The sequence below is a fragment of the Brevibacterium sp. Z349TD_9 genome (assembly GCF_056173565.1).
In genome coordinates this window covers 960,860-979,851 of record NZ_CM149680.1, presented here as the reverse complement: position 1 = coordinate 979,851, position 18,992 = coordinate 960,860, and the positions used below count along the sequence as shown (strand labels likewise).

Below are 18,992 nucleotides of genomic sequence, written 5' to 3'. Positions count from 1 at the left end.
CCACCGTCGCTGCCGTGCGGGGTGAACACGACAACTCTGCCCGGTGCGTCAGGCGTCGTGGTCGGTCGGCTGATCGGTCGGCGGTGAGGTGAGATCGACTTCGATGATCGTCCGGCGGCTCCGGTGTCCGGCGGCAGACTGAGATCCGGCCTGGGTGTCGGCGAAGACGGCGGAGAACTCCTCGAGCGTGGACACCTGCGCATGCTCCCAACCGTATGCGGCGGCGAGGTCGGCGAAGCGTCTGCCGTGGGGCACGGTGAAATAGCGCTCGAGGTGGTCAACGACGTGGTCCTGCGAGTGCTCGAGTCCTGAGAAGATCGCACCGCCGTCGTCGTTGAGGACGACGATGACGACGTCGCCGGCCTGCTCGCGCGCCGGGGTGAGCAGACCGCCGACGTCGTGGAGCAGCGCGATATCACCGATGAGGAGGACGACCCGCTCCCCCAGCCCGAGAGACAGCCCTGTCGCCGTGGAGACGAGCCCGTCGATTCCCGCCAAGCCCCGCGACGCATGGATGCGGGCGCGGAGATCGGTGGCACCGCTGAGGTAGCGCACCGAGTTCGAACTCGCGACGAAAAGGGTGATGTCCTCTGCGGCGAGGTGCTCGGTGATCGCCCGCGCGGTCGACTGGGGGTTCGCCTGCGCGGTCGGCTGGGGGTTCACGGCGGGCGTGGCGAAGGACTCTCCCGCCTCGACCCACTCGCGCAGCCAGGCCGCCTCGTCGGCTCGATTGTCGTCGGTCACGGTCAGCACGGTCGCATCGATGTCATCGGGGACGCGCTGCACCGACACAGAGTCGTCAGCGAGCAATGCGGCGACGGGCCTCGTCAGGGTCGGTTTGCCGTGGACGATGACCGTCCGGATCGCATCTCTCAGGTCCGTCCGTTCGCTGAGCACCCGAGCATGGGCGGGGACGAAGGTCGCGACACCCGCCATGGGCCGTGTCAGCGGACTCGACGGTTCGGCGAGCACCGGCAGATGACGATCGGCGGCGAGAGCTCGCAGTCGGTCGGCAGAGTGGCCGCCAGCATCGCCGGCGACGATGACGGTTCCATCGGTGACAGTTACCTCGACCCTTGGAGCGTCAGCTGTTTCAACTGCCGTCGTCTCGGCAACATGCGTCGCGGCCACGTCAGGACCGGTCACATCAGTCCCGGCCACGTCGGGACCGGCAGCGTCAGCTCCGGCCGCGACAGCCTCGGCCGCATACGGCCTGGACTCATCCCGTCCTGTCTCATCCCATGCCGTCTCATCCCATCCCGCGATCTCATCGGTCCACGCCCGCAACTCGTCGGGCGTCGGGACCAGCGGGGTGTCGAACTGGACGTTGACCTGGACCGGTCCGGCCGCCTCGGTGCCGGTCCCTCCGACCGGACCCACCGCAGTGCGCACCGCCCCCGTCACCACCCGGTCGACGACGTCCGCGTCCTCGCCGGCGGGGACATCGATACGGGCACGGACATCGCTGAGCACCTGCGCCTGGTCATCGATGGTCTGATTCGCGCCGGTCCCTCGGAGCCTGGCGGGACGGTCGGCGGTCAGGGCGATGAGCGGCAGGTGCCCGTACGCGGCCTCGAGGACAGCCGGATGGAGGTTGGCCACCGCCGACCCGGACGTCGTCACGAGCGCTACGGCAGACGCGACTTCTCCGGTCTGCGCACCGCGCACCCGCAGACCCCGCGCAAGACCGAGCGCGAGGAACCCGGCGTCGCGCTCATCGAGGCGGACGTACGTGCGGATGACCCCCGCCTCGGCGAGGGGGGCGAGCGCGTAGACGAGCGGTGCGGACCGGGACCCGGGGGCGAGGACGACCTCCCTGACTCCGGCTGCGACCAGACTGCGGGCGATCTGCTGCGCCACTGCGCTCGAATTCGACATCACCCGATATTCAACCACTTACCCTCCTGCGGTTCACGTTGATCCTCTAGGCTCGCTCCATGCGCCGATCGATCCTCTTAGCGGTTGGAGCACGCGCCGTCCGATCGCTCACGGCCGCCCGCTCGTACCGCGGCCGCTTCCCCGTCCGCGACCAGAACAGTGCCTTCCTCGGTCCCGAGCCCCGGGGCAAGGACGCCCGCAGGTGGCACATCCGCGACAAGCGGAAACTCTCACCGAGGCTGCGCGAATTCTTCATCTACTCCCCCGCCCTCGGCTGCACCGTCGGAGTCCGCGTCCTCCTGCCGGGCATCCCCGCCGAGGTCAGCCCCGTCATCCACCTCTTCCACGGCGGCGGCGACGACTTCCGCTCGTGGACGGACTTCGGTGCCGCCGAGGAGCTCACCGCCGACACCCCCTACCTCGTCGTCATGCCCGACGGCGGTGCCGGCACCTACTCGCGGGTCGCCGTCGGCAGCGAGGTTCACGACTGGCCGACGTTCCACACCACCGAGATCCCCGAGTTCCTCGCCAAGACCTATTCGATCGACACCGACCGGGAGTCCCAGCTGCTCGCCGGCCTGTCGATGGGCGGGTACGGGGCGATGAAGTACGCGGCCTGGCATCCCGACCGCTATGGGGCGGCCGCGGCGTTCTCCTCCCCGCTCGACCCGCTCTCCGCGGTTCCCGCCTTCGACATCATCGCGATGCGCGAGGGCGCCCGGTCGATGACGCTCTTCGGCGACCGGGAGGCCGACCGCAGCGAATGGATCGCGAACTCGCCGTACGGTCTCGCCGAGAACCTCCGCGACATCGACCTGTGGTTCTCCGCAGGCTCCGGCAGCCTCGAGGAGTCGAAGGACCGCGACCTCCTCGAGACCATGGTCAACCAGCAGGGTGAACGGTTCTCCGCCCGGCTCAACGCGCTCGGCATCCGACACTCGTGGTTCCCGCGGACGACGGGCCTGCACAACTGGACGAGCTGGCAGCGGGAGCTCGGGGCGTGGCTGACGACGCTCGAGAGGCACCGCAACTACGAGAGCTCGCGACCGTCCCGGCGCCGGGAGGACTCCCGCATCGCCGACGGCGGCGAATTCTCCTACCTCACCGGCCATGCGCTCTTCGACATCCACGGCTGGCGGGTCGAGATCTCCCGGCGGCGAGCGCAGATCATCCGCTTCGGGTCCGTGAGCGCCGCCGGCTTCTCCCTCACCGGGACCGGAAGCTTCCGCGTGCGCACCCCCGGCCTGTTCCAGCCGGGCGGGAAGTACGACATCACCGTGACCGGTCCCACCGGGGTCAACGAGTACCCCCAGCGGGCCGACAAGAAGGGGCGGCTGACGTTCACCGGGCGGCTCGCCGCAGCCATGCACGACCCCATCATCCCTGGTCGGCGCACACAGCACTTCACGACGCTCGGTCAGGAGGAGGTGACGACCGTGCGTATCGCCTCCGCGGAGGAACCGGAGACGCCGATCCGAGAGGAGCACGACCACACGACAGGGCACCCTGCAGAAGGTGTGTCGGATGTGCACGACGATGTGCCCGAATCGGCACACCCGCGCGGAACGGACCCGTCAGCACTCGATTACAGTTGATCCCAGCCGCCACCCAGCGGACTACCAGGCACCCGCCTGAAAGCCGGGCGTGACGCCCCGCCGCTCCCCCGCTCCAGCCGCACCTGACGGCTGTACCCAGACTCGAGAGGTCGACCAATGAAACGCCTTCTGCCCGCCATCACCCTCACCGCCGTCCTCGCCCTGGCCGGATGCACCGGCGGCGGCTCCTCGGACTCCGCCGACTCCGGCCAGGACTCCGGCTCGCAGCCTGCGGCCGAGGAGACCCAGGCCGCGAAGCAGCTCGACGAGGCAGCCCTGACGAACATCATCGAGACCACCGATTTCGACGGCAAGACCTTCAAGCCGATGGACGCCTCCGCCGTCTCCAGCGGCGAGGCCGCGAAGGCCCTCGAACAGGCCGAATTCGAGCCCGCCGAGTGCAAGGACCTCGCCATGGCCGGCCTCAACGCCGCGCAGGCGAGTGCGGGGACCACCGTCGTCGGCGTCGCCTCCGACAACACGATGAGCGTCGGCCTCTCGAGCTTCCCCGACGAGAAGGCCACGACCGATCAGTTCTCGACTTCGAGCAAGATGGCCGAGACCTGCGGGGATGTGACGATGACGATGCAGGGCATGGAGATGCAGATGACCTCGGAGACCTTCGACGCGAAGGTCGCCGGAGCCGACGAGGCCGTGGGCACCCGCACCTCGATGGAGACCGGCGGAGCTCCGGCGATGTCGACGCAGAGTGTCGTCGCCCGTGTCGGCAACACGGTCGTCACCGCCGCCAACCTCTCGCCGCAGGGCGACGAGCAGGACGCGGTCAAGGTCGCCGAGGCCGCCGTCGAGGCCGTCAAGAACGCCGGCTGAGTTCAGCCCTCACTCGGTGGGCGAGCGCAGGACGTCCCAGCACGCCTGAGCCCGCCGCAGCCACCACTCCGATCGCCCCGGACCCGCATCCAGTGCCCTCAGGCGCTGCGGGTCCGGGGCGATCCGCGTCACGGGGATCCGACCGTCCGTGGGCACGAGGCCATCGGCGACGACATCCTCGGCGAAGAGACGAGCCGTGCCGAGACCGCACGCGGGCATCTCACCGAGGACCTCCCTGCTCGCCGCGGTGACCGGCAGGCTCGCGGCCAGCTGCGCACCGGCGGCCAGACCCACGGAGGATTCGAGCGCCGAGGACACCACCGCCGGCAGCCCACTCTCCGCGACGATCCTCCGGGCCGCAGCCACCCCACCCAGCGGTTGGACCTTGACGATGACGACCTCGGCGGCACCGAGCCCGGCCACCCGCAGGGGGTCCTCGGCCTTACGGATCGACTCGTCGGCGGCCAGGCGCACCGGCAGGCCCCGGGCGGCCAACTCCTCCCGCAGCCGCGCGAGGTCCTCGACCCCGGGCACGGGCTGTTCGAAGTACTGGAGACCGAACCCGGCGAAGGCCTCGGCGGCGTCGAGCGCCTCGGCGAGGGTGTACTTCGCGTTCGCATCGAGGCGCAGCTCGACGTCGGGGCGGAGTCGGCGCAGCTCGCGCAGGCGGGCGAGGTCCTCCGGCAGGGAGGCGATCCCGTTCTCCGCGACCTTCGCCTTGACCGTGCCCACCGCACCGAAGCGGGCGAGGATCGACTCGACCTCGGCGACGGGACGGGCGGGAAGGGTCGCGTTGACAGGGACGGACGTACGGGCGGTGGGACGGCCGGGTTCGGTCGAGGCCGGAGTCGGGGCCGTCGAGGTGGAACCCGGGCGCGCCTGCCCCGGGAGGGGGCGGTCCTGCCCTGACTCCGGTGGGAGGAGACCCGCGAACTCGAGTGCCGCCTGCAGCCACCGGGAGGACTCGAGGGGCCCGTACTCGAGGAACGGGGAGAACTCCGCCCAGCCTGCGGGGCCTTCGAGGAGCATGACCTCACGCTCGGTGATGCCCCGGAACCGCGTGATCATGGGCAGCCGGAGGACGTGGACGCGGGGCAGGAGGTCGGCGATGGAGGCGGGGAGATCCCGGGCGGTGGCGGTCATGGGGCCACCCTACCCATAGGGTGCGGGACCGCCCCATAGGACCCGTGACCGGCATGCACACCCTGACCTCGGCGCCACCTCGGCGCGCGTTAGGCTGGGGACCATGACCGTCTCCGAGATCTTCGATCCGACCCGCTGGCGCGAGGTCGCAGGCTTCGACTTCACCGACATCACCTACCACCGGGCGATCGACGCCGACGGTGACGACGTCGGTGCCGTGCGCATCGCCTTCGACCGTCCCGAGGTCCGCAACGCCTTCCGCCCGCACACCGTCGACGAGCTCTACCGCGCTCTCGACCACGCCCGCCAGACCTCCGACGTCGGGGCGGTGCTGCTCACCGGCAACGGACCGAGTGAAAAGGACGGCGGGTGGGCGTTCTGCTCCGGCGGTGACCAGCGCATCCGCGGCCGCTCCGGCTACCAGTACGCTTCGGGCGAGACCCGCGAGAGCGTCGATCCGGCACGGGCCGGTCGCCTCCACATCCTCGAGGTCCAGCGCCTCATCCGCACGATGCCCAAGGTCGTCATCGCCGTCGTCCCCGGCTGGGCGGCCGGCGGCGGACACAGCCTCCACGTCGTCTGCGATATGACGATCGCCTCGCGGCAGCACGCGAAGTTCAAGCAGACCGACGCCGATGTCGGCTCCTACGACGCCGGGTACGGCTCGGCGTACCTGGCGAAGATGGTCGGCCAGAAGAAGGCGCGCGAGATCTTCTTCCTCGGCCGCACGTACTCCGCGCAGGAGATGGCCGACATGGGCGCCGTCAACGAAGTCGTCGACCACGCCGAGCTCGAAGACGCGGCCCTGACGATGGCCGAAGAGATCCTCGGCAAGTCCCCGAACGCCCAGCGCATGCTCAAGTTCGCCTTCAACCTCGTCGACGACGGCCTCATGGGCCAGCAGGTCTTCGCCGGGGAGGCGACCCGACTCGGCTACATGACCGACGAGGCCGTCGAAGGCCGTGACGCATTCCTCGAGAAGCGCGACCCCGACTGGTCGCCGTACCCCTGGTACTACTGAGCCCGTGGCAGAGCTGACCCCAGCACAGCTGCCGGAGGCGATCGACCGGGCCCTTGCCGGGGAGTCGATCCTCCTCCTGCCGACCTCCCGGACCGGGTCCATCGCCGAGGCGGACCCCGCCCTCTGGCGCGGAGACGGACCCTCCCCCGCCCTCATCCTCCACACCTCGGGGTCGACGGGGGCAGCGAAGGCCGTCGCCCTCTCGTCCGAGGCCCTGACCACCTCGGCGCGGGCGACGGAGCGCTTCCTCTCCGGTCCCGGCCGCTGGTACCTCACCCTGCCGGTCAACCACATCGCGGGCTTCCAGGTCGAAATGCGCGCGCGCCTGGCCGGGGAGGACCCGGTCCGCTCGACCGCCGCCTCGTTCACCGCAGCGAACTTCGCCGAGGACGTCCGGGCGCTCGTCGCCCGCGGAGGCGAGCGCCCGCGGTACACCTCCCTCGTCCCCACGCAGCTGCACCGGATCCTCGCCGACCCCGCGGCCACCTCGGCGGCTGCGGACTTCACGGCGATCCTCCTCGGCGGATCCGCGATCTCCCCCGCCCTGCTCGAAGGAGCGGAAGCGGCGGGGCTGAAGATCGTGCGGACCTACGGGATGTCGGAGACCGCGGGCGGGTGCGTCTACGACGGCCGACCCTTCGACGGCGTGGAGGTGAGCATCACCGAGGCCGGCACGATCGACCTCACCGGACCCGTCGTCGCCGACGCCTACGTCGCCATCGCCGGGGACGGTGCCCTCACCCCGATCGACTCCCCGGCCCTCGTGGGCACGGGTGCGGGGAGGACGATCCGCACCTCCGACCTCGGGCGGATCGATAACGGGGTGCTCAGCGTCCTCGGCCGCGTCGATGACGTCATCGTCTCCGGCGGGGAGAACGTCTCCCCGCACGCCCTCGAATCCGCCCTCCTGCCGGCCTGGCAGGGCCACGGCATCGCCGAGGTGCTCGTCACCTCCGTGCCCGATGCGGAGTGGGGCCAGCGGATCGTCGCCCTCGTCCGCCTCGGCGAGGCAGCCTCGGAGGCGGTGCGGGCACGATCGGGATCCCCCACCGGACTCGGTGAGGTGCTGCGCGGCCTCGTCCCCCCGGACACGGCGGGAATGCTTCCGCGGGAGGTCCTCGTCGTCGATGAGATCCCCGTCCGTTCGATCGGCAAACCCGACCGCAGACAGGCCGCCGAGGTGGCCCGGGCACGGCTGCAGATGCTCACCGAACCGTGACCGATCGATGACCGGAGGGAAATTCCCGATCAAGTGAACTCTCGGTAATATGAGACGGTTCAACCAACCCGGAGGAAGGTGTCCGACCCCTATGGCAACTGCCGCGCAGTGGATCTCCGGCGCGCGACTGCGGACGCTGCCGCTCGCACTCGCCCCCGTGCTCATCGGCACCGGAGCGGCGATCGGAGCGGTCGGGGGCTTCACGTCGTTCATCATCGGCGACTACACGAACGACGGGCACGAGCACTCGTTCTCGGGGATCGTCTTCAAGGGCTTCCTCGCCCTCCTCGTCTCCCTGTTCCTCCAGATCGGCTCGAACTACGCCAACGACTACTCCGACGGCGTCCGCGGCACCGACGATGTGCGTGTGGGACCTGTGCGGCTGACGGCGACCGGTCTCGCCGAGCCGTCAGCGGTCAAGCGCGCGGCGTTCATCTGCTTCGGCATCGCCGGTCTCGTCGGAATCGCGCTCGTCCTCATCTCGCAGGCGTGGTGGTTCCTCCTCGTCGGGGCCGCGGCTGTGGCCGCCGCGTGGTTCTACACCGGCGGGACGCGGCCCTACGGGTACCTCGGACTGGGCGAGGTGTTCGTCTTCATCTTCTTCGGTCTCGTCGCCACCCTCGGCACGATGTGGATGCAGGTGGGAGCCCTGACCCTGAGCGGGTGGACAGGGGCCGTCTCGATCGGGCTGCTCGCCTCGGCGGTGCTCATGGTCAACAATCTTCGCGACATCCCCACCGACACCGAGGCGGGGAAGATCACTCTCGCCGTCCGCCTCGGCGACCATCGCGCGCGCATCGCCTACGCGATGCTCGTCCTCACACCCTTCGCGCTCTTGGCTCTCGCCATCCTCGACGGGCACCCTGCTGTGGCGCTTGCGGTGCTTGCTCTCGTGCCCGCGCTCTCAACGCTGAAGACCGTGCTCAGCGGGACGACCGGCGAAGGGCTCATTCCGACGATCAAGTCGACTGGGCTCACGGCACTGTGCTTCGCGGCGCTCATGGCGCTCGGTCTCGCGCTCTAGTCGATCTCTGCGGCGGGAAGCCGCGGACGGCATTCGTGCTCAGCGACTGAGTGCCGAGCTCGGCGGCGGAGCTGTGGGAGTCTCAGGCTCCCGATTCGGGCTTCTTGGCTTCTGACTTCGTCTCAGTCGCTGCGGCCTCGTCGGCGGCGTTCTCATCGACGAGGCTGTCCTCGAACGACTCATCGGCGCCCTTGCGCTTCTTGGACTTCCTGCGGTTGGCGAGCCGGTGCTCGATGTCGCCGGCGACCTTCGCCCGCATCCCACCAAGCGCGAGGTAGCTGATGAGTGCGCCGATGAGGATCGCCGCGACGGCCATGACGAGAGTGAACCCGAGGAAGGGTTGGAGAAGCAGCCCGACGGCGACGATGATGCCGAGCCGGGCGAGGGTGTAGATCCAGAAGCTGCGCATTGCACCCATTCTAGTCGGGTCAGCCTGCGTGGACTCTCAGAACCGCGCGCGGCCGTCCGGGGTGCAGCCGTGCACCGGTGATCGGGCAATGCGTCCTGTCGAAACTCATCACCCCCTGACTGAGCGGGTCTTCAGGTTGGTCGACTATCCTTGATCCATGGCTCGAGTACTCATTGCCGGGATAGTCCTAGCGGCAGCGATCACACTGTACGGACTCTTCGACTGTCTGCTGCGCGATCGGAGTCTCGTCCGAGTCCTGCCCAAGCCCGTCTGGGCGCTCATCATCCTCATCATCCCGATCATCGGCTTCGTCCTCTGGTACGTGTTCGGGCGCGGTTCCGAGGCCAGGCCCGACCCCTCGCCGAGGCGCAGCGGACCCACCGCCCCCGACGACGACGAGGACTACCTCCGCCAGGTCGACCGCGAGGTCAAGCTCGGCAAGCATCGCCCCCGTGACGACGAGCCGACCGACTCCGAGACCCCTCCCGGGGACACCCTCGATCCCGAGGACCGTCCCGACGACCCGGACTCCGAGGACGAGCACGGCTCAGAAGGCTCCAAGGGAGAGGGCCGCGGCCACACGGGCTGAGGCCGGCGTCAGTCGCGGGTGCCGACCTGTCCTGGGTTGCCATCACCTTGAGCGCCGAGCACCCTATGGAGATGTGCGAGCAGACGTCGGAGTGACGCAGCCAGATCATCACGCTCATGCTGTGGGAGACCCGCAAGCAGCCCTTCCTCGTGGCGCAGGACGGCCTCGACCAATTCGTCACTGACCCGCCGCCCGCGGTCGGTCAGCTCGACTTCCGCGACTTTCCTTCCAGGCGCGGTCACACGGCGCACGTACCCTTGCGCCTCTGCACGATCGACCCTCTGCGTGATCGCCCCCTTGGTGATGAGCGATGCTCTCGCCAGCTCACCCGTCGACATCCGATACGGCTGTCCTCCGCGCCGCAGTGTCGACAGCAGATCAAGCGTGGCCGGATCGGCATCGTGTCGCCTCAGCAGTCGATTCCGGTCATCTCCGAGCAGTTTCGACGCATGCCAGATCCGCGTCACGATGCCGATCGAGTCGCCCGGCAGGTCGGGGCGTTCGCGTGCCCAAGCACCGGTGATCGAATCAGCAGCGTCGCCGGGGTTGTCAGAGCTCATGTCTTCAGCCTACCGTGTTTAGATCTAAACGTTTAGATCTGAACGGAAGGACTGACCATGCCACGCACAATCGTCATCACTGGGGGCGGAACCGGGATTGGCCGCGCCTGCGCAGAACGCTTCGCACGGGAGGGCGAGCACGTCATCATCACCGGGCGGCGCCGGAGCGTCCTCGAGGCTACGGCTCGGGAAGTCGAGGGTGACATCGTTGTGAGACCCGTCGACGGCACCGATTCCGGCCAGGTCGAACGATTCGCAGAACAGCTGGAAGCCGTTGACGTCCTCATCAACAATGCCGGGGGCAACACCGATTTCGAACGCCCGCGACCCGCCAGCCTCGCCGACATCGCGGCGGCATGGCATGCGAACCTCGACGCCAATCTTCTCAGCGCCGTGCTCATGACAAGCGCTCTTCTGCCGAGCATGCGCGAGAACGGTCGCATCCTGTCGATCGGATCCATCGCCGCCGACAAGGGCGCGGAGTCCTACGGTGCCGCCAAGGCCGGAATCGCGTCATGGAACATCGGCCTGGCGCGCGAGGTCGGCGCCCGCGCAATCACCGCCAACGTCGTCTCTCCGGGATACATCGCAGACACGGAGTTCTTCGGTGACAACCTCACCGACGAGCCCCGGGCATCGCTCATCGACGCTGCGATGACGAAGCGCGCCGGGGCTCCGGAGGACATCGCAGAGACCATATGGTTTCTCGCATCGGCCGGCGCCGGTCAGATCACCGGCCAAACGTTCGCCGTCAACGGCGGAGAGCAGCCGACGCGCTGACTTCTGCCCGATCGAGTGCCTTCTGTGTCCGTCAGGCGCAGCGCACAAGGCCGGGACACAGAGCTGAGACCATGGGGCCATGGTGCTGGCCGTGACGGCGCTGCCCACCCCTGTATCACCCAAGACCCCACTTGTGACCCCAGTTGTGGTCGAAGAACCGAGGCCAAAACGCGAAAATGGCCGATCTGGCTCGGTCTTCCGACCGCACACGGGGTGGCGGCCACCGGCCACCGGCCACCGCTCCCGCCTCGGCGCGAACCAACGCAGTTGTGGTCGATATACCGAGGCCGAAACGCTCAAACGGCGTTTCGGCCTCGGTTTATCGACCACAAACGGTCTCGGTAGGGAGGAGAGAGCCTCACCCGAGCCCGGAGTAGGAGTGGAGTCCGTTGAAGTAGACGTTGACGACGGTGAAGTTGAAGATCACCGAGGCGATGCCGATGAGGTTGAGGACGGCGACCTTCGTCGGACCCCAGCCGCGGGTCGCACGGGCGTGGAGGTAGGCGGCGTAGATGACCCAGACGACGAAGGTCCAGATCTCCTTCGTGTCCCAGCCCCAGTAGCGGCTCCAGGCGACCTCGGCCCAGATGGCGCCGGCGATGAGGGTGAAGGTCCACGTGATGAAGCCGACCGCGGCGAGCATGTAGGAGGTGCGCTCGAGGTCGGTGCTCGACGGCAGGCGGCGCATGAAGCGCAGCAGTTTGGGATCCTTGTCCTCGCTGACGGTCTTGAGGATCTGGAAGACGGCGAGGATCGCGGAGATCGAGAGCAGAGCGGTCGAGAGGATCGCGATCGGCACATGGATGGCGATCCAGTAGGAGTCGAGCGCCGGGATGAGCTGCGCGGCGGGCGTGTAGAACACCGTGATCGCCAGGCCGAGCGAGAGCAGCACCGCACCGGAGAGGAAGGTCCCGAGGTAGCGGATGTCCTTGCGGGTGAGCACGATGAGGTAGACGATGACGGTGATGGCCGTCGCCGTGAGCACGTACTCCATCATGTTGCCCCACGGCACACGCATCACCGAGAACGTGCGGGTGAGCACCGAGGCGACGTGGAGGATGATGGCGAGGACGAGCAGCGAGGTGCCGATGCGGGCGCCGCGACGGGCACGGCCCTTGAGGTCCTCGGCACCGCCGGACGCCGACCCGGAGCCGGAGTCCTCACCGGCAGCCGGCCGATCGAGCAGAGCTGTCGCGGTCCGCCTGTTGGTGCGTCTGACGGTGCTCGGCTTCGCGGCGACCGTCGCACCTTCGGAGCGCTTGAGCTCACGTCCGCCGAAGAGGTCGAAGGCGTAGAAGATCATCGCAACGGCGTAGACGACCATCGCGGAGACGATGAGCTGGTTCGACCACATCGCCAGATTAAGGTTGACGTCCATGATTCCTCCGCACCGTGAGGTGCTCAATTCCTAGCGTTGTCGGACTGCCGTGCTCGCTGCAGGGCAGCACACGGACACGATTCTACTCCCTGTAGTAGGCCCGGCTCATCTTTCCCTGTCGTCATCGTCGTCGCGGCTCTCGCTGCCGAGGTCCTTGGCGAGTTCGCGCGCGGCGCGTTCGACCATCGGATCCTCGCCGCGGGCGAGCGCCGCCACTTCGACATCGGCGCCCTTGATCCGCACCCACATGCGCCGGCGCGGGATGAACAGGGAGAGTCCGAGGCCGATGAGGACGAGGGCGGAGCTGATGAACATGAGCGCCTGGGTCGGGTCCTGGGAGATGTCGACGGCGATGAAGCGCTTGACCCCGTCGAACGTCACCGAACCCCCGTTGGGCAGCTGCTGCGTCTCTCCCGGAACGAGCTGGATGACGAGCGGATCGCCTGAGGCGTCGGTCATCTGCGTCATCCTCGAGGCGTCGAGGGTGTACACCGACTGCGGCACCCCCGAATCGAGGCCGAGATCACCGGTGTACCCGCTCATGACGAGGTAGGGATTGCGCAGCTCTGCGAAGTTCGAGACGAGGTCGCCCTGCTCGTTCTGCGTCGCCGTCGGCAGCAGGACGCCGACGAATCCCATCTGCTCACCCGCGGCATCGGGAACCTTGATGGCCCCCTCCGAGGTGTAGCCGGGGTCGCCGTTGGCGGGGATGAAGACCTGTGGGCCGGAGCGCACGACCTTGCCCGTCGCGTCCCGCACCGTCACCTCGGGAGCGTACCCGTTGCCGGTGAGGTAGATGCCGGTGTCGGCGACGCGGATGGGTTCGTTGACCTTGAGCGTCTCCGTCTTCGACTTCCCGTCCACCGTCGAGGTCACCTGCGCTTCGAAGGTGCGGGGCTGACCGAACTGGTTGCCGAGGGCCTGGTCGTCGAAGGTCGCTTCGAAGTCGTCGAGGGTGAGGCGGAACTGGGGAAGATTGTCGGGATCGTAGTAGGTGCCCGGATCGAAGGAATCGTAGGCGACGAGGGAGTTCGTGAACGTGTCCCCCTCGACGAGGACGCGCTGACCCTCGTACCCGAAGAGCGATCCGATCGCCATGGTCAGGGTCGTCATGAGGACCGCGATGTGGAAGACGAGGTTGCCGGTCTCGCGCAGGTAGCCGCGTTCGGCCGCGACATGGTCACCGTAGCGGGAGGTGCGGTAGCCGAGCTTCTTCAGCCGGGCCTGCGCGGCGTCGAGGAACTCCTCGTCGGTGAGTTCCCCGTCCTCGACCTCCGCCGAGGTGAACGCCACGTATCCGGGCATCCTTCCCAGCCGCCGCGGTCCCTTGGGAGGCGCGGAGCGCATCGCCTTCCAGTGCTGGCCGGCGCGTGGGACGATGCATCCGACCAGCGAGATCATCAGCAGCAGGTAGACCGCGGAGAACCAGATCGAGGAGTAGACGTCGAACATTCCGATGGCGTCGAGGAAGCCTCCCCACGCCCCGTTCTCGTCGAGGAAGGTGTTCACCCGCCCCGGATCCTGGATCCGCTGCGGCAGCAGTGAGCCGGGGATCGACGCGAGCGCGAGGACGAGGAGGAGGATGAGCGCCACGCGCATCGTCGTCAGCTGCCGCCACGCCCACCGGCACATGCCGATGAAGCCGAGCTGCGGTTGGGTCACAGCGGTGCGATCCGGGCCCTTCCCCGACGCGAGCGCCGTCGGGCCTGCGTCGCGGCCGCCCGCGGTCGTCGTGTTGTCAGCAGTCTTGTCTGCCACTAGATCACCACTTCAAATCCATAGATGAGTCCCTGCAGGGAATTCATCCACTGGTTCCACAGTCCGATGGCCATGACGAAGCCGAGCGCGATGAGCAGGGCGCCGCCGATGCGCACGATCGTCGTCTGGTGCTCGCGCACCCAGGAGAGGCGGCCGGCACCCTTGTGGATGGCGATCGCCAGGAAGATGAAGGGGATGCCGAGGCCGAGGCAGTAGACGAACGCGAGGAAGGCGCCGCGCCACAGCGTTCCGTCGGAGCCGAAACTCAGCGACATCGTCAGCACGGCTGAGAGCGTGGGCCCCACACAGGGTGCCCACCCGATCGCGAACGTCGCTCCGAGCACCGGCGCACCCCAGAGTCCCGCCTTCGGCTTCTTCTGGATCCGCCGTTCCCTCTGGAGGAACCCGAAGGCTCCCATGAAGACGAGCCCGGCGATCATCACTCCGACGCCGAGGATCCGGATGACGATGTCCTGCCATTGGGAGAACAGGGCGCCGAGGGCGGAGAAGCCGGTGCCGAGGATGACGAAGACGATGGTGAACCCGAGCACGAAGAGCGTGATCCCGAGGACCACGCGCCACGTCTCCTTGTCCTTGAGGGAGGATCCGCTCAGTCCGGTGACATATCCGACGTAGCCGGGCACGAGCGGGAGCACACACGGAGAGACGAAGGAGACGAGTCCGGCAAGCGCTGCGGCACCGGCCGCGAGCAGCAGAGGACCGGTGAGCACCGCCTGGGCGAAGTCCGCCCCGATCCCACTCACTCCGCCAGCACGTCCTCGATGAGTCCCCTGAGAGTCGACTCGTCGACGGCGCCGACGACACGGGCCGCGGCACGGCCCTGCGCGTCGAGGATGACGGTCGACGGCGTCGCCTGCGGCGGCAGGACACCGGAGAGGAGGGCGACCATGTCACCGTTCGAGTCGATCATGTTCGGGTACGGGATCTGGTAGTTCGCGATGAACGCGCTCGCCTCGGGCTCCTGGTCCCGGACGTTGACGCCGATGAACTGTGCCCGGTCGGCGAACTCCTCGGAGACGGCTTTGAGGTCGGGGGCCTCCACTCGGCAGGGCGGGCACGCGGCGTACCAGAGGTTGATGACGGCGGGCTTCGGGCGGATGTCGGCCAGCGACATCTGCGTGCCGTCGATCGTCGTGAAGCTCAGGTCGAGCGGTTCGCCGCGGTCTTTGACCGGCACCTGGGAGACGACGCCGGATCCGGAGACGTACCCCTGATCGGATCCCGCCTGGGCGGCGAGGTCGTCGTTCTCGCTGCACGCGCTGAGGACGAGCGCTGTGCCTGCGACGATGCCGGAGAGGACCGCTCGTCGGCCGAGGGGCCGGTTGCCGCCGATCATGCTCCTGCCACCGCGTGGCCGGGCTGGAGATCCGCGCAGATGTTCTCGTAGCTCACGGATACCAGTGTAGACGAGTCGAATCTGAAACTCGTGACAGAGGCCAGAGCGCATTCGCGTTTGCGCGGGTCGTGGACGAGGGAGCGTCCTTCGCCGGCGAGCCTGGCCATCCAGATCGGAAGCTGATGGGAGACGACGACGGCCTCGGCGTCCTCGCCGTGGGGTGCGAGTCGGGCTCGGAGGCTGGCCATGGCCGCCTGCATCCGCAGCACGATCTGCCGGTAGGGCTCGCCCCACGAGGGGATGAGCGGGTTGTAGAGGCGCACGAGGTTCTTCGGTTCGCTGAGCTTGCGTGCCGAGAGCTTCTGCCCCTCGAACGAGTTCGCCGCCTCGATGACGCGGTCGTCGGTGGTCACCGGCAGACCGAGGCGCTCGGACAGCGGGGCCATCGTCTGCTGCGCGCGCAGCAGCGGGGAGGCGACGAGCGCGACGGGCTGCGTGTCGGCCTCCGCGAAGTGCTCACTGACCCGGCGCGCCATCTCGTGACCGCGCTCGGTCAGCCCGAAGCCGGGGATCCTGCCGTAGAGGATGCCCTCGGGGTTGTCGACTTCGCCGTGGCGGACGAGGTGGATCGTCGTCATCACGCCTCCTGGCCGGCGGGCTTATCGGGCACCGCAGCGGCGGCCTTCGCGGCGGCCGGGAGGGCCGCGACGATCCGCTCGAGGATCTCGTCGGTGTGGGCGTAGGAGAGGAACCACGCTTCGAAGGCGCTCGGCGGCATGTGGATGCCGGAGGAGAGCATCGAGTTGAAGAACGCGGAATAGCGCTCGACGTTCTGCGCGCGGGCGTCGTCGTAGTCGACGACCTCGCGGTCGGTGAAGAAGACGGAGAACATCGAGTTCGCCGACTGGATCGTGTGGGCAACCCCCTCGGCGTCGAGTGCCTCGGCGACCGCGGGACGGAGGATGTCGGCGGCCCGCCCGATGTGCGAGTAGACGTCGAGGTCGGTGGTCAGCCGCAGCGTCGCGAGTCCCGCTGCCGTGGCGACCGGATTGCCTGAGAGCGTGCCCGCCTGGTAGACGGGTCCGGCCGGGGCGAGGTGGGCCATGACGTCGGCGCGACCGCCGAAGGCCGCGGCGGGGAATCCGCCGCCCATGACCTTGCCGAACGTGAAGAGGTCGGCCGGTCCCTCGGGGTAGCCCAGCGTCTCGGACTCATAGCCGTACCAGCCGGCTGCGGAGACGCGGAACCCGGTCATCACCTCGTCGCTGATCATCAGCGCACCGTGCGCCTTCGTGAGTTCGCGGATCGTGTTCGTGAAGCCGTCCCGGGGCGGGACGACGCCCATGTTGCCGGGACTCGCCTCGGTGATGACGCAGGCGATGGAGTCCCCGTGTTCGGCGAAGACGGCGCGCAGGCCCTCGGCGTCGTTGTAGTCCACGACGATGGTGTCCTCGGCCTGGGCCCCGGTCACCCCCGGCGTGTCGGGGAGGGAGAAGGTCGCGAGCCCGGATCCGGCCTGCGCGAGCAGCGAGTCGACGTGACCGTGGTAGCAGCCGGCGAACTTGACGACCTTGGGTCGGCCCGTGAAGCCGCGGGCGAGGCGGATCGCGCTCATCGTCGCCTCGGTGCCCGAGGACACCAGGCGCACCTCCTCGACGGGGTCGACTCGGGAGACGATCTCCTCGGCGAGTTCGACCTCACCGACGGACGGGGTGCCGAAGGAGAAGCCCTTGACGGCGGCCTCCTGGACTGCGGCGAGGACCTCGGGGCGCGAATGGCCCATGATCATCGGCCCCCACGAGCCGATGAGGTCGATGTAGTCGTTGCCGTCGGCGTCGCGCAGCCAGGCCCCCGTCGCCGAGGTGATGAAGCGCGGGGTGCCTCCGACCGCCCGGAACGCCCGCACCGGCGAGTTCACCCCGCCGGGGATGACGCGTTCGGCTCGGGTGAAGAGCGCCGCCGATTCGGTGGTCGGCTGGTTCGCGGTGGTCCGGGTCTCGGTCATGAGTTCTCCTTCGCCCTGAGGTGCCGGGTGACCTTCGTGAAGATGGTTCCCAGCGTCGCCATCTCCTCGGGTTCGAGCAGATCGACGAGGTTGTCGCGCACGCTCTCGACGTGCGTCGGGGCGGCCGAGACGAGGAGGTCCCATCCTGCGTCGGTCATCGCACAGCTCACGCCGCGACCGTCCTCGGGGATCGGGCACCTCGCCAGGAGCCCCTTCTTCTCCATTCTCGCAACACTGTGGGTCAGACGCGAACGCGACATCGTCGTGTCCGCGGCGAGCTGCGCCATGCGCAGCGAGCGGTTCTCGCTCTCGCTCAGGCGCACGAGGATCTCGTACTCGGGCAGGCCGATGCCGAAGTGCTCGCGCAGGTCGGCTTCGACCTGGGTGTGGAGCAGCTGGCTGCCCGTGAGGTACTTGCGCCACGACTTCTGTTCGGCGGTCGAGAGCCAGCGCGGTTCGCTCATCGTCGGCCTCCCGTCAGCTGCCGGGCGACCTCGGTGGCCCAGTAGGTGAGGATCGCGTCGGCTCCGGCGCGCTTGAAGCCGATGAGGGACTCCTCGATCGCCCTCTCCCGGTCGATCGCCCCGGCCGCGGCCGCGAACTCGATCATCGCGTACTCCCCGGACACCTGGTACGTCCACACGGGCACCGGGGACTCGGCGGCCACCTCGGCGAGGACGTCGAGATAGGGCTGGCCGGGCTTGACCATGACGATGTCCGCGCCCTCGGCAAGGTCGAGGTCGAGTTCGTGCATGGCCTCGCGGCCGTTCGCGGGATCCTGCTGGTAGGTCTTGCGGTCGCCCTTGAGCTCGGAGTCGACGGCTTCACGGAAGGGCCCGTAGAACGCCGAGGCGTACTTCGCGGTGTAGCCGAGGACGACGACATCGGTGAAGCCGTGGTCGTCGAGGGCCTCCCGGCACACGGCGACCTGGCCGTCCATCATCCCCGAGAGACCGACGACGTGGGCACCGGCGCGGGCCTGGGCGACCGCCATCGACGCGTAGCGCACGAGGGTCGCGTCGTTGTCGACGCGGCCGGTCTCGTCGAGCACGCCGCAGTGGCCGTGGGAGGTGAACTCGTCGAGGCAGAGGTCGGCCATGATGACCGTCTCGTCGCCGAACTCATCACGCAGCAGTCGCAGCGCCCGGTTGAGGATGCCTTCGGGATCATCGGCCTGTGACCCGGTCTCGTCGCGAACCTCGGGGATGCCGAAGAGCATGAGCCCGCCGACTCCGGCCGCAACCGCTTCGCGTGCGGCGTCGAGGAGCGAGTCGAGGGTGTGCTGGACGACCCCCGGCATGCCCGAGAGCGGCGCGGACTGGCTGAGGGACTCCTTGACGAACATGGGCAGGACGAGGTCGGCCGGATAGAGCCGCACCTCGCTCACGAGGCGGCGCATCGCCGGGGTCGAGCGCAGGCGGCGCGGACGGATGATCGGTGCCATG

Annotated in this window: 19 protein-coding genes; 7 read left to right on the top strand and 12 right to left on the bottom strand. The window is 68.6% G+C overall.

The features are described 5' to 3' along the window. Nucleotides 1-48: 48 nt before the first annotated feature. Nucleotides 49-1,878, bottom strand: a complete 1,830-nt coding sequence (gene menD / locus AC0VYB_RS04300; protein WP_475385052.1) for a 2-succinyl-5-enolpyruvyl-6-hydroxy-3-cyclohexene-1-carboxylic-acid synthase — start codon at nt 1,876-1,878, stop codon at nt 49-51. 59 nt (nt 1,879-1,937) lie between these two features. On the opposite strand from menD, the gene AC0VYB_RS04295 reads away from it, so the two are divergent. Beyond that, nucleotides 1,938-3,473 (top strand): alpha/beta hydrolase, encoded by a 1,536-nt coding sequence (locus AC0VYB_RS04295; RefSeq protein ID WP_475385051.1) that lies wholly within the window; start codon nt 1,938-1,940, stop codon nt 3,471-3,473. 117 nt (nt 3,474-3,590) lie between these two features. Continuing rightward, nucleotides 3,591-4,304: a sensor domain-containing protein gene (locus AC0VYB_RS04290; RefSeq protein WP_095376753.1), complete on the top strand. Its 714-nt coding sequence runs from the start codon at nt 3,591-3,593 to the stop codon at nt 4,302-4,304. Between the two features lie 9 nt (nt 4,305-4,313). Here the strand turns inward: AC0VYB_RS04290 and AC0VYB_RS04285 are convergent, their stop codons facing one another. Further along, the gene (locus AC0VYB_RS04285) at nt 4,314-5,447 is read right to left on the bottom strand and encodes an o-succinylbenzoate synthase (protein WP_095376754.1); all 1,134 of its coding nucleotides are present in this window, start codon (nt 5,445-5,447) and stop codon (nt 4,314-4,316) included. Nucleotides 5,448-5,550: 103 nt separating this feature from the next. On the opposite strand from AC0VYB_RS04285, the gene AC0VYB_RS04280 reads away from it, so the two are divergent. The 3 genes from AC0VYB_RS04280 (at nt 5,551) to AC0VYB_RS04270 (ending at nt 8,711) form a co-directional block, all read left to right on the top strand. Next, on the top strand, nt 5,551-6,468 hold the full coding sequence (locus tag AC0VYB_RS04280; RefSeq protein WP_095376755.1) for a 1,4-dihydroxy-2-naphthoyl-CoA synthase: 918 nt from the start codon (nt 5,551-5,553) through the stop codon (nt 6,466-6,468). Between the two features lie 4 nt (nt 6,469-6,472). Next, a complete protein-coding gene (locus AC0VYB_RS04275; protein ID WP_063249228.1) occupies nt 6,473-7,687 on the top strand; it encodes an AMP-binding protein in 1,215 nt (404 codons plus the stop codon). A gap of 91 nt (nt 7,688-7,778) precedes the next feature. Further along, on the top strand, nt 7,779-8,711 hold the full coding sequence (locus AC0VYB_RS04270) for a 1,4-dihydroxy-2-naphthoate polyprenyltransferase (protein ID WP_119296364.1): 933 nt from the start codon (nt 7,779-7,781) through the stop codon (nt 8,709-8,711). Between the two features lie 82 nt (nt 8,712-8,793). Here AC0VYB_RS04270 and AC0VYB_RS04265 read toward each other — a convergent pair whose 3' ends face one another. Continuing rightward, the gene (locus AC0VYB_RS04265; protein WP_009380541.1) at nt 8,794-9,120 is read right to left on the bottom strand and encodes a DUF4229 domain-containing protein; all 327 of its coding nucleotides are present in this window, start codon (nt 9,118-9,120) and stop codon (nt 8,794-8,796) included. Between the two features lie 157 nt (nt 9,121-9,277). Here AC0VYB_RS04265 and AC0VYB_RS04260 point away from each other — a divergent pair, with 157 nt between their 5' ends. Next, the gene (locus AC0VYB_RS04260) at nt 9,278-9,709 is read left to right on the top strand and encodes a PLDc N-terminal domain-containing protein (protein ID WP_009380543.1); all 432 of its coding nucleotides are present in this window, start codon (nt 9,278-9,280) and stop codon (nt 9,707-9,709) included. An 8-nt stretch (nt 9,710-9,717) separates the two neighbouring features. On the opposite strand, the gene AC0VYB_RS04255 is transcribed toward AC0VYB_RS04260, so the two are convergent. Continuing rightward, nucleotides 9,718-10,269: a MarR family winged helix-turn-helix transcriptional regulator gene (locus AC0VYB_RS04255; RefSeq protein ID WP_040342412.1), complete on the bottom strand. Its 552-nt coding sequence runs from the start codon at nt 10,267-10,269 to the stop codon at nt 9,718-9,720. Nucleotides 10,270-10,326: 57 nt separating this feature from the next. On the opposite strand from AC0VYB_RS04255, the gene AC0VYB_RS04250 reads away from it, so the two are divergent. Further along, on the top strand, nt 10,327-11,049 hold the full coding sequence (locus AC0VYB_RS04250) for an SDR family NAD(P)-dependent oxidoreductase (protein WP_475385050.1): 723 nt from the start codon (nt 10,327-10,329) through the stop codon (nt 11,047-11,049). Between the two features lie 358 nt (nt 11,050-11,407). On the opposite strand, the gene ccsB is transcribed toward AC0VYB_RS04250, so the two are convergent. The 8 genes from ccsB to hemB form a co-directional block, all read right to left on the bottom strand. Further along, nucleotides 11,408-12,427, bottom strand: coding sequence for a c-type cytochrome biogenesis protein CcsB (ccsB, locus tag AC0VYB_RS04245; protein WP_119296365.1), 1,020 nt, complete (start codon nt 12,425-12,427; stop codon nt 11,408-11,410). Nucleotides 12,428-12,532: 105 nt separating this feature from the next. Continuing rightward, the gene (gene resB, locus AC0VYB_RS04240; RefSeq protein WP_119296366.1) at nt 12,533-14,185 is read right to left on the bottom strand and encodes a cytochrome c biogenesis protein ResB; all 1,653 of its coding nucleotides are present in this window, start codon (nt 14,183-14,185) and stop codon (nt 12,533-12,535) included. Beyond that, complete coding sequence (locus tag AC0VYB_RS04235) at nt 14,185-14,940, bottom strand: cytochrome c biogenesis CcdA family protein (RefSeq protein ID WP_040342424.1); 756 nt, start codon at nt 14,938-14,940, stop codon at nt 14,185-14,187. Before AC0VYB_RS04235 ends, resB begins: the two co-directional genes overlap by 1 nt. Before the next feature lie 5 nt (nt 14,941-14,945). Continuing rightward, entirely contained in the window at nt 14,946-15,542 is a 597-nt protein-coding gene (locus tag AC0VYB_RS04230; RefSeq protein ID WP_063249234.1) for a TlpA family protein disulfide reductase, read from the bottom strand. After that, nucleotides 15,539-16,180, bottom strand: a complete 642-nt coding sequence (locus AC0VYB_RS04225; protein ID WP_119296367.1) for a histidine phosphatase family protein — start codon at nt 16,178-16,180, stop codon at nt 15,539-15,541. The genes AC0VYB_RS04230 and AC0VYB_RS04225 overlap by 4 nt, the downstream gene beginning before the upstream one ends. Then, nucleotides 16,180-17,547, bottom strand: coding sequence for a glutamate-1-semialdehyde 2,1-aminomutase (gene hemL / locus AC0VYB_RS04220; protein ID WP_119296368.1), 1,368 nt, complete (start codon nt 17,545-17,547; stop codon nt 16,180-16,182). The genes AC0VYB_RS04225 and hemL overlap by 1 nt, the downstream gene beginning before the upstream one ends. Continuing rightward, nucleotides 17,544-18,011: a MarR family winged helix-turn-helix transcriptional regulator gene (locus AC0VYB_RS04215; protein ID WP_009380562.1), complete on the bottom strand. Its 468-nt coding sequence runs from the start codon at nt 18,009-18,011 to the stop codon at nt 17,544-17,546. Before AC0VYB_RS04215 ends, hemL begins: the two co-directional genes overlap by 4 nt. Beyond that, on the bottom strand, nt 18,008-18,991 hold the full coding sequence (gene hemB, locus AC0VYB_RS04210) for a porphobilinogen synthase (protein ID WP_475385049.1): 984 nt from the start codon (nt 18,989-18,991) through the stop codon (nt 18,008-18,010). Before hemB ends, AC0VYB_RS04215 begins: the two co-directional genes overlap by 4 nt. Nucleotide 18,992 lies beyond the last annotated feature (1 nt).